12 protein-coding genes are annotated in these 14,898 nt (G+C 52.9%); 2 read left to right on the top strand and 10 right to left on the bottom strand.

Annotated features, from left to right (window positions below):
* Positions 1-71: 71 nt before the first annotated feature.
* A complete protein-coding gene (locus R50912_RS02200; protein WP_231637761.1) occupies positions 72-2,099 on the bottom strand; it encodes a methyl-accepting chemotaxis protein in 2,028 nt (675 codons plus the stop codon).
* A 187-nt stretch (positions 2,100-2,286) separates the two neighbouring features.
* A complete protein-coding gene (locus R50912_RS02195; RefSeq protein ID WP_042232071.1) occupies positions 2,287-4,635 on the bottom strand; it encodes a heavy metal translocating P-type ATPase in 2,349 nt (782 codons plus the stop codon).
* 333 nt (positions 4,636-4,968) lie between these two features.
* Between R50912_RS02195 and R50912_RS02190 the strand changes: the two genes are divergently transcribed.
* Complete coding sequence (locus R50912_RS02190; protein WP_081956351.1) at positions 4,969-6,099, top strand: cation diffusion facilitator family transporter; 1,131 nt, start codon at positions 4,969-4,971, stop codon at positions 6,097-6,099.
* Between the two features lie 312 nt (positions 6,100-6,411).
* Here the strand turns inward: R50912_RS02190 and R50912_RS02185 are convergent, their stop codons facing one another.
* The 8 genes from R50912_RS02185 to R50912_RS02150 all read right to left on the bottom strand — a co-directional run bounded on the left by R50912_RS02185 (position 6,412) and on the right by R50912_RS02150 (position 13,524).
* Positions 6,412-6,777 (bottom strand): ArsR/SmtB family transcription factor, encoded by a 366-nt coding sequence (locus R50912_RS02185; RefSeq protein ID WP_042232068.1) that lies wholly within the window; start codon positions 6,775-6,777, stop codon positions 6,412-6,414.
* Between the two features lie 339 nt (positions 6,778-7,116).
* Positions 7,117-7,854, bottom strand: coding sequence for an ABC transporter permease (locus tag R50912_RS02180; protein ID WP_042232066.1), 738 nt, complete (start codon positions 7,852-7,854; stop codon positions 7,117-7,119).
* A 2-nt stretch (positions 7,855-7,856) separates the two neighbouring features.
* Positions 7,857-8,573, bottom strand: a complete 717-nt coding sequence (locus R50912_RS02175) for an ABC transporter permease (protein WP_042232063.1) — start codon at positions 8,571-8,573, stop codon at positions 7,857-7,859.
* The gene (locus tag R50912_RS02170) at positions 8,570-9,481 is read right to left on the bottom strand and encodes an ABC transporter ATP-binding protein (RefSeq protein ID WP_042232062.1); all 912 of its coding nucleotides are present in this window, start codon (positions 9,479-9,481) and stop codon (positions 8,570-8,572) included. The genes R50912_RS02175 and R50912_RS02170 overlap by 4 nt, the downstream gene beginning before the upstream one ends.
* Before the next feature lie 59 nt (positions 9,482-9,540).
* Positions 9,541-10,986 (bottom strand): sensor histidine kinase, encoded by a 1,446-nt coding sequence (locus R50912_RS02165; RefSeq protein ID WP_042232060.1) that lies wholly within the window; start codon positions 10,984-10,986, stop codon positions 9,541-9,543.
* Complete coding sequence (locus tag R50912_RS02160; protein ID WP_042232058.1) at positions 10,983-11,657, bottom strand: response regulator transcription factor; 675 nt, start codon at positions 11,655-11,657, stop codon at positions 10,983-10,985. The genes R50912_RS02165 and R50912_RS02160 overlap by 4 nt, the downstream gene beginning before the upstream one ends.
* A 97-nt stretch (positions 11,658-11,754) precedes the next feature.
* On the bottom strand, positions 11,755-12,792 hold the full coding sequence (locus R50912_RS02155) for an EAL domain-containing protein (protein WP_042232056.1): 1,038 nt from the start codon (positions 12,790-12,792) through the stop codon (positions 11,755-11,757).
* Positions 12,793-13,086: 294 nt separating this feature from the next.
* Positions 13,087-13,524, bottom strand: coding sequence for a pyridoxamine 5'-phosphate oxidase family protein (locus R50912_RS02150; protein ID WP_042232054.1), 438 nt, complete (start codon positions 13,522-13,524; stop codon positions 13,087-13,089).
* Between the two features lie 160 nt (positions 13,525-13,684).
* Here R50912_RS02150 and R50912_RS02145 point away from each other — a divergent pair, with 160 nt between their 5' ends.
* A complete protein-coding gene (locus R50912_RS02145; RefSeq protein ID WP_042232053.1) occupies positions 13,685-14,893 on the top strand; it encodes an MFS transporter in 1,209 nt (402 codons plus the stop codon).
* Positions 14,894-14,898: the final 5 nt, after the last annotated feature.

Raw genomic sequence — 14,898 nt, 5'->3', positions numbered from 1 at the left:
AGCAAACACCCCTCTGCTTCACACACGGTAATCCGTGCGGCAGAGGGGTGTTATTTTATTTCTGCCTGCCTTTAATGGAACTTCTCAATCTCGCTCCGCAATTCGGACATCAGCCCATTCAGGGATTCGGCTGAGGTTACAACCTTACCCATCAGATTCCGCTGCTCGGTTGAAGCCTCTGCAACCATCTCGGCACTTTCTGCAGAATCCCTGGCAATGGTCAGCATATCAGAGATGGAAGCCGTAATCTCTTCCGTCCCGGCCGACATTTGCTCGTTGATGGCAGATACATCCTGAATCTGCAAGGAAACCTCGCGGATGGAAGAACGGATATGGTTGAACGATTCGCCCACATTTTTCATTTTCCCCATACCGTCACCGATTTCAACTACGCTCTTCTCCATAGAGACCGCAGCATTCTTCGTCGATTCTTGAATCTGGCGGATCAGTTCAACAATGTTCACGATGGCGCCGTTGGTGCGCTCAGCCAGCTTCTTCACTTCGTTCGCTACAACTCCGAAGCCGCGCCCGTGCTCGCCTGCTCTGGCAGCCTCAATAGAAGCATTGAGTGATAGCAGCCCCGTCTGATTGGAGATTTCCGAGATCACATCCACGATCTGTCCAATCTGCTCTGATTGACCGGTCAGGTTGTTGATCAGCTCTGAAGTCTTACCTGCGGTAGTACTGATTACTGTCATCTGCTCAAGCGTAGCCTGAATCTCCAGATATCCGCTCTCTACCTCTGTACTGACCGTTTCCGCCTGATCCGACACACTGACGGAGGATTCGGCGATTCTTTGCAGTCCGATGGCCATCTCCTCTGTGGCTCTGGCCGACTGCTCCGAACCTCTGAACTGATCTTCCATCCCCCGCGCCACTTCTTGGACAACGGTCTCGATCTCCGCCGAAGTATTGGAAGTCTGACTGGCGTAGTTCAGCACACTCTCTGCAGAGACAGCTACCTGAGCGACTGTAGCATCGATTTTGCCGACAATTCCGGCCAGGCCTGCGATCATATCATTGATGCTCTGGCTCATCTGGCCAATCTCATCTCCGGAACGCACTGCCACCCGTTCACTCAGATGACCCTCTGCCACCCGTCTCATTACATCGGAGATCGCTACAATTGGCTTAACAATCAAGCGGGTAAGGTACAGGGAGATTCCGATAACAACCAGCATAACTATCACAACGAATATCAAGGAGATAGTCTGGGCAGAAGTTACTTTGGCTGTAATCTCACTCTTTGGAACGCTGATCAGCAGCTTCCAGTCTGTGCTGGGGATCGTACGGAAATAGGTGATGACCTGCTTCCCGTCTTCGCCCTTATAGATCTCCGAACCCTTGTCGTTTGCCAGTATATTCTTGTAGGCTTCCTTCATTTCCGGCGTTCCGGCATAGTCCGCAATGTTCTTCCCGATCCGCTCCGGATCCGAAGAGGTATAATAATTACCTTGTCCTGAAATCACATATCCATAACCGGTTTCGGCTACATGGATGTTCTTGCTCATCTCCGTCAGAATATCAGGTGTTACCGAGAAGGCGATGCCTCCGGCGAATTGATTGTCTTTGTCCACTGCCGGAACGAAGACGGGAATGATATTTTTATTCAACTGCTCCAAAAAAGACATATCGGCTACAGCCGGTGCATGGCTCGTCTTGGCTTCCTGGAAATACGCTTCTCCGCTGACATCGGCGGTAAGATTAAGGGAATTTGACAATATCCCTTCCTTATTAATGACACTGTAGCCTTCGGACTGCCTGTCGCTGTCTTCCAGCACCTTGACTACCGGGAATATAGTGCCCGGCTGTGCGGTGTCGAATTCAGGATGCATGGCCATCAGTTCCTGCACCGCAGACGTTTTGGAGTTTATCCATTCATCGATCCGTGTAGTATTCATCTCCAGGATACTCTCTGCCAGCTCCTCGCTGTCCGCCCGGGTTACGCCTCCAAAGTATTGCATGAAAAAGAGGGTCGCTCCCAGCAGAGGGATAATGGCAACCGCCAAAATGACAAGCGACCACTTTTTCTGCAGAGATACAGATTTTACATTCTTTTCATTCACTTTCATTTTTGACCACAAGCTCGCCTTCTTCACCGAAAGTCCCCCCAGAAAACCTGTTGTAATCTTCCATATGCTGTAAATATATTATGATATATCGGCATAAATAGACAAAAAACATTATACATTGAATAAAAAATAAGCCTCAAGACCCAATATCTAGGATCATGACGACTTATTTTTTCATAATTATTTCATAATATATAAATATGGCAGCTGAGTATTATCTTGATTTCGGAGGCTGCAATGCGCGCATACTGTTGAGCACGGCAAGCACGGTTACCCCGACATCCGAGAATACGGCCTCCCACATGGTAGCAATTCCGAACGCTCCCAGCAGCAGGAAGACGGCCTTGACCCCCAGCGCAAAAATAATATTCTGCCACACAATGGTCCGCGTGCGCCCCGCGATACCGATAGCGGCGGCAATCTTCGAGGGTTCATCCGTCATAATTACAATGTCTGCTGCTTCAATAGCTGCATCGGAACCAAGTCCGCCCATGGCGATCCCGACATCCGCTCTAGCCAGCACCGGAGTATCATTAATCCCGTCTCCGACAAAAATAATCTTCTCCTTCGGTCCCTTCTCCCGCTCCAATCGTTCAATCGCTTCGACCTTATCTCCGGGCAGCAGCTCCGCATGAATCTCCTGAATGCCCAGCTGTCTGCCGACGGATTCGGCTACAGATGAAGTATCACCGGTCAGCATGACGGTCTTGCGGATTCCCAGCGCGTTCAGCTCCTGGATGGCCCGCTGTGCATCCTCTTTCACCTCATCAGCAATAACGATATAACCGGCATACTGCTTATCGACAGCCAGATGAACCACTGTACCGCTCTGCTGCGGGATCTGGCTTGCAATTCCCTCCCGTTCCATCAACCTTGCATTCCCGGCCAGCACCGCCTTGCCTTCGACTGTGACAGCAATGCCGTGGCCGGAAATTTCATTATAGTCCGTGATGGCTTCTCCAGGGATGGCATCTCCGTAAGCAGAGCGGATCGATTCGGCAATCGGATGACTGGAATGGCTCTCGGCATAAGCGGCAATCCGCAGCAATTCATGCGGGGTGAATCCTTCCGCCGGATAATTCCCAGTCACGCTGAATTGCCCTTTGGTCAAGGTTCCCGTCTTATCAAATACGACAACCTTCACATCATTTAAGGCTTCCAGGAAATTGCTGCCCTTGATCAGAATCCCGTTCCGCGAAGCGGCTCCGATGCCACCGAAGAATCCGAGCGGAATCGAAACGACGAGTGCACAAGGACAAGAAATAACAAGAAAGACAAGTGCGCGGTAGATCCAGTCCGAGAAAGTGGCTCCGCTGAGTACCAGCGGCGGAACCACCGCCAACAGCAGGGCTGTTATCACTACTACCGGTGTATAGGCACGGGCGAATTTCGTGATGAAGTTCTCTGTCTTCGCTTTATTATTGGTCGCATTCTGCACCAGCTCCAGAATCTGCGAGACCGCCGATTCGCCGAAATCCTTGGTCACCTCAATGGTAACCACACCGTTGCGGTTAATGAAGCCACTCAGCACCTGGTTGCCCGGCTGGGTAGACCGGGGCACGGATTCACCGGTCAGTGCCGAGGTATCCATCATCGCGCTGCCTTCCAGAATGATGCCATCCAGCGGCACCTTCTCGCCCGGCTTAACTACGATGCTGTCCCCGACCGCTACCTCTTCCGGCGAGACCTTGCGCAGATTACTGCCTTCCTTCAAGTAAGCGAATTCCGGCCGGATATCCATCAGCGCTGTAATCGAACGGCGTGATCGGTTCACCGCCATCCCCTGGAACAGCTCACCAACCTGATAGAAGAGCATAACCGCAACGCCTTCCGGGTACTCTCCGATGGCAAAGGCCCCGATGGTCGCCAGCGCCATCAGGAAATTCTCATCAAACACCTGACCGCGGATAATATTCCGCGCGGCGGCCCAGACTACCTCACCGCCGACGATAAGATACGCTGCCAGGAAGAGTAACAGTTCTGCGATTCCATTGACCGGGAGGAACATCCCGGCAGCGGCCAGAACAGCTCCGCCGGCCAAACGCAGCAGGATTCTGCGCGTACCGCCTTCCCCGTGCTCATGGCTGTGGCCGTGACTGTGGTCATGACCATGCTCAGCGGCAGCGGTATGACTATGGGTATGCTCCGCAGCCGCATGGGCATGACCGTGTGCGTCACCATGGGCATGACTATGTGCGTCACCTTGGGCATGGTCATGACTATGCGGCTCTCCACCCGCATGGTCATGACCCTGAGTAGCTATGCGGCTTACCTCGCCTGGACTGCCAGCAGGAAGCGGCTTCTTGACCGCCCGCGTAGCGGTTACTTCACGCAGCTTCACATGCGGTTCAAGTACAGTCACAGTATGCTGCGCCTGTTCAGCTACTTCTTCTGCAGCAGAAGCTGCGGTCTCCAGCGTCATGGTCTTCATTGCAAAGTTCACGGAACAGGAAGATACCCCTTCGATCTTCTTGACCTTATTCTCAATCTTCATGGCGCAATTCGCGCAGTCCAAACCCTCGAGTACCCATTTTCGCTTCACATTACCTTGTACCGTATTCAAATGACTCATCTCCCTTAGTAAAACCTATATATGAGTATTTGTTCATATGTTAACTTACACATATTATATTCCCCTGAATCTTGCAGTGTCAATGCACTCCGCGCATAGTTTTTGGCTTTTTCATGAAAAATAACAGTTAAATAGCTATTAAATAAAACTTATATAGCTTGAACTGCTTTCGTTTACAGGTAATTGAAGCGAATGGGAATTTTGGGACAACTAAGTTTTGAAATGAAAAAAAAACTTGCTACAACCCTTGTAAATTTCCTTCAGCCGTCATAATATTAACATATGAGCAATCATTCATATGTTAATTGAAAAGAGGTTTTACCCATGAAACATTCTAAAAATCCCGGCACGACAACGCAGAATGGGGCACCTGATGGTAAGGATGCGGGGCATTCGGGGCATTCAACCCACTTAGATCAATCAGAGCAACATCAGCATGGCGAGCACGGGAACGGCGGAGACCAGCACAGCGGGCATCAGCATAGTGAGCATGGGAGCGGCGGACACCAACTCAATGGGCACCAGGCTGCGGATCATTCCCATTCGCACTCACACTCACACTCGCACTCGCATTCTCATTCCCATGCACCGGATAATAAAAAAGGCCTGCTGATCGCCTTAATTATCACCGGCGGCATTATGTTTCTCGAATTCTTCGGCGGCCTTGTCACCGGCAGTCTGGCCCTGTTATCTGACTCCGGGCATATGCTCAGCGATACCGCCTCGCTGGCACTGAGCCTGGTAGCGATGATTATTGCCGCGAAGCCGCCGTCATCGAAGAACTCCTACGGGTTCTTCCGGTTTGAGATTATGGCAGCCTTGTTCAACGGGGTGACGCTGTTTGTTATCGCCGCATTTATTATGTGGGAGGCTTACCAGCGCTTCTTCTCGCCTCCGGCTGTTGCCAGCGGAACCATGATGCTGATTGCCGCTGTCGGACTGCTGGCCAATCTCATCAGCGCCTGGTCGCTGATGCGCAAGAGCGAAGCTAAAGACAATATCAATATCCGGAGCGCTTATCTGCATATTATGGGCGATGCCCTCGGCTCCGTCGGCGCCCTGATTGCCGGCCTTATCATGAATCTGTTCTCCTGGTACGTCGCAGACCCTATCATCAGTGTGCTGGTTGCCCTTCTCATCCTGCGCAGCGCCTGGGGAGTTATCCGACAGGCCTTTCATATTCTTATGGAAGGTACTCCGCTCACGGTGAATATTCGTGATGTGCAGGAAACATTGCTGGGAATCGAAGGGGTCATTGATGTGCATGATCTGCATATCTGGACGATTACCTCCGGACTGGATGCACTCAGCGGCCATCTGCTGATCGGGGATTATACTGACCACCAGCAGGTGCTGCAGCAGGCGCTTAAGATTGTGGAAGACAAATTCGGCATTCACCACACTACCCTTCAGATTGAGAATTCTTCCTTGAAGCATAGGGAGCTTCCTGTGTAATTGCGAGGCTTTTGCCGGACAGGGCATAATTGTTGTACGTATTGCAACTTGGATTCATAGATACCAGGGGGTGGGGAATGATTGTTGTATGAAATACAAGAATATTCCCGCTAAGGCGCCTGGAAGAGGAAGAATCCTGCAGTTTGTACAACAATTTTCAATTTACGCTGTTTTACTGAGCGGAATGTTGTATTTCGTACAGGATTTTAGCTCGAACCAGTTAATTCATTCACCCCGTAATACAAAAAGGGAATGTCCTGGGCAGCCTATTCGCAGCTGCCGGGACATTCCCTTGTTCGTGTTCAGGACTATCTATTCATGCCGGATATGCTCATGGGTCTGCAGGAAGATCTGCTCCACATGTGCATCATTCAGCGAGTAAAATACAGTCTTGCCTTCCTTGCGGCGTTTCACAATCCGCAGATTGCGCAAGTAACGGAGCTGGTGGGAAACAGCGGACTGTCCCATATCCAGGATCGACGACAAGTCATGCACACATAACTCTTGTTGGGATAAGGCGTAAATGAGCCGTACTCTTGTCGGATCGCCGAGTGCCTTGAACATCTCCGCCATCTTGTCTGTAGTCCCGCGGTCAGGCAGGATCAATGCCATAGATTCCGGTTCCAGCTCGGAACCATTGCATGTGTTGTCGCATTCATCAAGTGCCGCTGGCTCCATGCTCTCGCCCTCCTCCATATACTTATCCGGCTTCACCGGCCGTTAATAGTTACTTCTACGATTAATTATAGAAAAAACTACGGTCAATGTCCATGGAGAGAAATGTAGAACTGGAGAGACAGCACATAACTGGTATTAGCGAAGCAAACTATAATTAGGAATATCAGCATAATCAGGAGCATAGCCAAGTGCATCAGACTGCCTTATACACACGCATACTCACACTCACACATACACATACACATACACATACACATACACATACACATACACATACACATACACATACACATACACACAAAAAAAATTTTTATATCCTACTCCGCAATAACCCAGCCTTTATACCGCTTTACGCCAAAAGAAGAACAACCCCGCTCCCAGGAATAACGCCAGGCTGCCGGACACTACAATCATAAGACTCTCCACTGGCAGGTTGAACGCGCCGAACCGGTCCTCCCCGAATGGCGACATGGCAAGCATTGGCTGCACCCATGGATAATACGGCCCGTATGTTGCTGAGTTCGCGATCAGGATATTGGGGATGGTGAAGCATACATTTAGCGCAAGAGGAGCGCCAAAGCTGCTCCAGCCCTGGGATACGGCCAGCTGCAGCGCAGCCAACGGCAGGCAGGCGAACCAGCCGCCTAACAGGCTGGTCAGCAGCAGCTCCCAGGGAATCGCTCCTTCTGCACCGCGGTACAATCCCATCCCTAGCAGAGCTGCAAGAAACAACAGCTGCACAGCAGCCAGGAGCGCCATAACCATTGTATATTTGGCCAGGTATACCGAGGTCCGTCTAACCGGCAAGGCAAGCAGCAGCTTCCAGCCGCCGTCACTATGCTCACCCCGGCAGATCAGAGCCGCGAAGATGCCCGAGAGCACCGGAAGGAATAACATGGCGTGAATAACCGACATGGCACTGAGCAACACCTGCCAGGTGAATACCCCGTCCGGTTGCCGGTCTGCGACAGCCCCTACGGCCAAGGCGATCAGCGGGCTGATCAGCACCAGCAGCCAGACCCAGGACCCCGACATCTTCAGCCGCTCCGCAGACATAATTCGCAAGAATGGTCTCATCTTCAGGCCACATCCTTTCGGGCGAAATGCAGGGCTCCCGGCAGCAGCACTATGACTCCAAGGAGCAGACCCGCTCCGCTGAACAACCAGGGGCGCTGGGCACTCCAGGCCAGGGTAGGCCAGGAGAGAGGAATCCACTCGGAGAGGAATAACGAGAACAGGCTGAGCAGTGACAATGTCATACCCAGAGATACGGGAAGCGTCTGGTTACGGCTGGACAAGGACAGCCACAGCTGCAGCACAATGACAGGCAGAGCCGCTGCGTAAGAAGCAAATCCTATCCGCAGGACATCGGCATAAGGAATGGGCTGTGTACCGAATCCGAGCAGCAGACCCAGGAAGACAGTTCCTGCCGACAGCAGGAGACATGACACCACAAGTAGCATCAGGCAGATCAGCAGCTTGGACATGAACACAGCCGTGCGCGAGACAGGCAACGCCAGCAGTTGCTTCCACGAACTCGTCTGATGCTCGATATTTGCAATCAGCGAGCAGACCAGTGTCCCGCCGAGATACAGGGCTACGGGCACGAAATCGGACACATTGCGAAGCAGGCCTCCCCACAAATCCGCCTGGTATTGTTCCCGCAGATAATCATAGCGGAGCCCGAAATTCAATCCCTGCATGGCAATCAGGCCGACCGGTCCGAGGAACACCAGGAACCATAAGCCTTTGCCGCGGATTTTGAGCCAGTCCGCTGACAACGCACGCCACATCATGATTGCCCTCCCCCAACCACCTGCAGGAAGAATTCCTCCAGCGATTGTCTGTGCTCTTCCACTCTGTAGACCGCATGGCCATCCTCGACCAGCTCTTTGACCAGTAGCGATACTCTGGCATCACTCATCCGGGGCAGGATCAGCCTTCCTTCCTGCAGCTCACCGCCGCACCCGCGCCGCAGTGCAGTCACCAGCGCAGCTTCCGGCTCCGATACCGCCAGGCTTAGATTGCCTGCCGCCTGCTCCTGCAGATGGGCAATCGTATCCTGATAGACCATCTGCCCCTCACGGATAATACCAACGGTTCCGGCCATCTGCTCGATTTCGCTAAGCAGATGGCTGGATACCAGGACCGTGATCCCCTGTTCCTCCGGCATCCGCTTAATCAGGGAGCGGATTTCCTGAATCCCTGACGGGTCCAATCCGTTAGTCGGCTCATCCAGAATCAGCAGCTCCGGGCTGCCAAGCAGGGCAGCGGCAATCCCGAGACGCTGCTTCATACCCAGCGAGTAACCTTTGACCGGCCGTTTCTCTTCCCCGGTAAGCGAGACAATATCCAGCACCTCGGCAATGCGCGCCTTCGGCACATCCAGAATCCGGCGGATTGCCTCCAGGTTATCCAGGGCACTCAGATGCCCGTAATAGGAAGGGGACTCCACCAGAGAGCCTACTTTGCGCAGGATTTGCAGTTTGTTACGGCGCAGCTCCCGGCCAAAAATTTCGATACTGCCGGAGGTCGGCTTAATCAGACCCAGCAGCATACGGATCGTTGTTGTTTTGCCGGCGCCGTTCGGACCGAGGAATCCATAGATTTCCCCTTGTCTGATATTCAGATTCAGCTCCTTCACGGCCGCACGGCCACGGTATTCCTTAAGCAGATCTCTTGTTTCTATTACTGTATCCTTCATTCTCTTCACCTCGGTATTCAGCATAACGTCCCAAGGTTAAAAGCGCGGAAGCAGCAAGTTTAAATTTTGTTTAAAATTATCCGGTCCGGCAGCCGCTTCCAGATTGTAATCTCGGTGCCCTGCCCCGTACTCTCCATACTCCATTCCAGCTCCATCCGCTTCAGCAGCAGATCAACAATGGACAGGCCAAGGCCCGCCCCTTTGGAATCGGTACTCCCGTCCAGGCCGCCGCCATGGTCCGAGATTACAAGGACACGGTTACCGCCGCGGATCTCTGTAAATATCCCTACATACAGACCGCTGCGCGCATGACGCAGAATATTCTGAAACAAATTGTCAAGCACCCTGCGGAACCAGCTGACATCAACATTCCAGTAGAGCGGCGCTGCTTCCAGATCAATCTCAATCTGATACCCCTCTTTCTCCCATAGCGGATACCAGGCCGCAGCGGTCTCCCGCAGCAGTCTCAGCACATCCTTCCGCTCCAGCTTGAGCGTCATCCGCCCGCTGTTCAGCAGATTATAGGCCAGCAGATTGTCAATCAGCCCTCCGAGACTCTCAATCCGCTGATCCATCAGCTCAAGGGATTCCTGGCCGCGCGCCGATAAATCCTCCTTGCCCAGCACATGCAGATGGCTGCGGATCACGGTCAGCGGAGTCCGCAGATCATGTGACAGGTTGGCAACCAGGCGCTTGCGCAGGCCCTCTTCTTCTGTCTCTCTGGAGCGGCTGGCGGCAAGCTCTGTCACCATCGTATTGAATGCCTCCTCAAGCCGCCCGATTTCATCAGGCTTGCCCGGAGGAACCAACTGGGGCAGGCCTTCACGCCCGGTAAAAACCATGGCGGTCTGTAGCCGCAGCAGCCTTCTGCGGATCATAATGAAGAAGAGCCAAGAGCTAACCACGAAGGCTATTAAGAACCCCAGTATTGCAATCGAATACCATTTGTCCAGGCCTGCGGCATATTTTGCATTCTTGATTTCTTCGGGAATCTGCATGACCATGAAGCCTTCTCCGGCTTCAGCCTGATCCCCTACAAAAGCAACAATCGCCAGCGGTTTAAGCGCCGTGCTGTCCTTCATGAAGGACACCGCCTCTACGGCTGTCCAATAGGAGGGTACTTCCTTGACGGAGTATCCGCCCTGCAGCAGCGGGGGACCTGAGGGCTCCGTGATCAGTTGTGTTCTACCCTCGTTATCTACCCAGAATATTCTGGCCAGATGATAGGTTTCGCTCAATGACCGGAGCCGCTGAGTGATACCCTCCGGCGGCTGGCCGAGCAGCTTACGCGCTTCGTCATGCCACATGAGTTCCAGCTTGCCAACACTGGAATACAGGGCATACTCCTTAGGAGTGTCTTCACGGGTGAATCCACCGAAGATGCTATACAGTGTGATAGTGATTGGAACAATAACAGGAATGAACAACAGCGCAGCCAGAATAATAAGCAGATAACGGAAGAGCAGGGAACGGCGCAGAGATTGGAACCGCCTTAACCCCTTCATCCTCTCACCCGGTAACCGATACCCCTGACCGTCTCAATAATCTCCGGCGCAGCCGGATCAAGCTCCAGCTTCTCGCGCAGATAACGGATATGTACCATAAGTGTCTTGTCGCCTTCAATATAGCTTTCGCCCCAGACGGCTTCATAAATCTGCTCCTTAGTCAGAACCTGCCCAAGATGCCGCAGCAGGTAAGAGAAGATCTGGAACTGCTTGCCGGTAAGCATAATCTCCCGCCCGCTCGCAGCTTCCATAACTACACTGCTGCCCGGCCTGACCACCAGATGCTTAAGCATTATGGGAGCAGGTGCAGCAGTGCCGCTTCTTCTTAAGAGGACCTCCATTCTGGCCGCCAGCTCATCGGGATGAAACGGCTTGGTCAGATAATCATCGGCGAAATCCAGTCCCTGTAGCTTATCGTCAATAGAGGTGCGAGCCGAGAGCATCAGGATCGGCAGCTCCGGATAGGCCCGCTTCAGCCGTTGACCAACGGTGAACCCGTCAAGTCCCGGAAGCATCACATCCAGTATCACCAGTTGGCAGCCCTCAGCCGCTTCCAGCGCGCCTTCTCCGCTCTCCAGCCAGCGGACAGCATACTCCCGTTCCCGCAGATCCGCTGATACTGCGTTGCCTATCTCACGGTCATCTTCTACATATAGTACTGTAACACCCACGCAGAATTTCTCCCCTCTCTCCTTCAAGTAACATAACAAATCCCCGGAAACAGGCAGTGTTCAGGGCTGCGCTCCGGGGAGAATGGATCTTGCTAATTCAGGCACTGAATCCGAAATGTGCCGGCGGCTTCTCTTCCGGCTTCCCGAAGAGATACCCCTGCCCCAGATCCATGCCGAGGTCACGGCAGAAGAGAAACTCCTCACGGCGCTCGATTCCCTCGGCGAGCACCTTTGCACCGAAATCCCTGGCCCGGGAGATAATATCCCGCAGAATGGTCTGCTTGCCCTTATTCTGATCGCAGAAGCTGATCAAATCACGGTCGATTTTGACATAATCCGGCTGCAGGCTGGACATCAATTCTACCGTCGAATACCCCGCACCGACATCATCCAGCGCAACCAGCATCCCCTGCTGGCGGTATTCGGCAAAAATGGCGCGGAGATGCGACATATCGTTTATTTTTTCCGTTTCCACCACTTCAAATACATAATCCTCGGGATTCTGATCCAGCCGCTGAATCGTCTCAAAGGTATGCGTGAGACAGTACTTAGGATTATAAATAGAGGAGGGCAGGAAGTTAATGAACCGCTTGATGCCCTTCGGCAGCATTCTTGCACTCGTCTCAATGGCTGAGATCCTGGCGGCGCGGTCAAGAAAGGAATGGAATCCTGTGCGCCGGGCAATCTCAAACAGCTCATACGGCTGAAAATGATTCCCTTGCGGCAGCGGCCGCAGCAGCAGTTCAAAGCCAATAATCTCTTCGGAGAAATTCACAATCGGCTGCATGTGGCTGCAGAAATCATGGCTCATAATAATCGAAACCAGATTCTCGCTGGAAAAGCGGACCTTCAGCTGATCGAGAGTCAGCCAGCGCTCCAGAGAAATGCGGGCTCCTCTGCCCTTAATACACAAAGACAAGGAGATCTGCTGCTGCTCCTCGAATACCTCCAGCCGTCCTAACAGATCCAGCAAATCTTCTTTGGAGCGGTAGGGGATGATACAGGTCCTGCTTGTCCCGAATACTTCATATCCTGCATTCCTTACCGCAGCGGCAAGCGGAACAGAATAGGGGCGCAGCTTCAGCTCCCCTTCATCTTCAATCGGGTCTATGTCAGCGCAGTCAACACAATTCATAGCAATCGCCTCCGCCTCAGGATGTCAAAATACTGAGGCAAGTATAGCATGGTTTCCCATGTCCCATCTATTATTTGCGAGATGCACAAGTGGAAACGGATACCGTCCTTTTTAAAGGACGGTATCCGTTTCAGCGAGAAATAGAAGGATAAGTTATCGTGTGAAACCTGTAACTTCTTATATTTGCACAACACGGCGAGGCCTTTCCCGAACCCTACGGCTCAGGAAAGGCCTGATCATAAACATTGCCTCTATTATTATAATGGACCGGGTCCTTTCAGTACCGTTGCTTACTTACTTGGATACCGCAGTTGCTCCCTGCCATACACCGTGTTCCTTATTTTTACCCATATATTCAATCCGTGTCGGAGATAGCTCCAGGATTACATAGTCGGGATCATCCGGTCCCTTGAACCATTGCTCCAAGGATGTGTTCCATACTTTCGAACGCAAACCCTCATCTTTGGTGACAGCTACTGTGGCTTCAATCTCCAGCACATCCTTGCCGCCACCCTGCTCGTAACCCAGCAGCAGGCAAGCATTCGGATTATCCTTAAGCTCCTCTACCTTATGGGTCTTGCGGTTCGTAGCCAGATAAATGTTCAATCCGTCATGAAATACCGCCATATAACGCACCTTAGGTTTGTTGCCGGCTTCTATCGTGCCGAAGGACCCGAACTTGTTGTCATCCAGCGCCTGTATGATCGTTTTCTCCAGCTCTTTGTTATCCATTGACGAGAAAGCTCCTTTCGAATTCATGTGAACATAAGTTTATATATTCACATCCGCAGTTTGGATTTATTATAAAAACTGTGCTTATTATAGTGTACCCGTTCGGTTCATAATGAATCCGGATTATGTTCATAAATTCACCCAGAAGGAGTCTCTCCCCTTGAAAAAATTAATCTGGATCGGCTGTCTCTCCTATTTCGTCATCGGGCTTGCCCATGTGGTACTGGGCTCTATTCTGCCTGTGCTGCTTCAGCATTATGACCGCAGCTACAGTGCCGGGGGCGAGCTGATCTTCAGCCAGTTCGGCGGCTTCCTCGCCGGTGTGCTGGTCTCGCCGCTGCTGAACCGCCGCTTCGGCAAACGCGGCGGCATCCTGATCGCCACCGGGCTGCTGGTCTGCGCCGAAACGGCGTACGCCTTCCTCCCGCCCTGGGGCTGGATGTACGTGATTGCGGTTGCCGCAGGCTTCGGCTTCGGCATGATCGAAGCCGTCATCGGCACGATTATTATCGCCGCGATCACCGAAGGGACGGCAATTGCCATGAGCCGGCTGGAGGTGCTGTTCGGTGTAGGCGCGCTGCTCATGCCGCTGGCCGCAAGTCCGCTGATTGCCGCCGGCAGCTGGAGGCTGGCTTTCCTGATCGTTGCCGCCTTTTCTCTGGTTTCACTGCTCTTCTGGGCGAAGAGCAGCTTCGGTCCGCTCCAGGGTGTGCTGGATGAGCGGCCTTTACGCACTGCCGCTGCCGCTGCCTTCGCAGACGCAACAGCACCCGGAACAGTATCCGTTGCCGGTAAATCCGGACGCCTGCCGTACAAGGGCAAACAGTGGGTACTCCTTGGACTGTTCATCGTCTTCTTCTTTCTCTATGTAGGTACCGAGATGAGTCTGGTCAATTTCATGCCGGCGATCTTCATCGCCAAGCTGGGCATGAGCGAAGCTGCGGCAGCGCTGACGGTTACCTTCTTCTGGCTGGCTATGTCGGCGGGCAGACTGTTCGCCGGTGTGGTTGCCGAGCGGATTTCCTACCGCATCTACGTGCTCCTCAGCTGCTTCGCCGCTTTGCTGCTGCTGGTTATTTTCCCGTTCGCCGAGCACCGGATTGCCGCATTCGCCGTCATTCTGCTGCTCGGGCTGTTCATGTCCGGCATCTTCTCCATCGCCCTAGTCTTCGCAAGCAAGCTGCTGCCCGGTGCGGAGGAATCCACGCCAAGCATCATGATCGCCTCGGGCGGAATCGGCGGCGCGGTGCTGCCGCTGCTGACCGGCTGGTCCATGGACCATATGCAGGTGGCCCAGACCTCAGGGCTTCTGGCCGCTTTTGCCGCCGTATTATTCCTGCTTAGCGTGGCTGCCTGGAAAATCGGGTAATATAG

Origin of the sequence: Paenibacillus sp. FSL R5-0912, assembly GCF_000758605.1 — a bacterium.
Lineage (GTDB): Bacteria > Bacillota > Bacilli > Paenibacillales > Paenibacillaceae > Paenibacillus_AQ.
The sequence above is the reverse complement of the archived record's forward strand: the minus strand, read 5'-3'. Positions and strand labels throughout refer to the sequence as shown.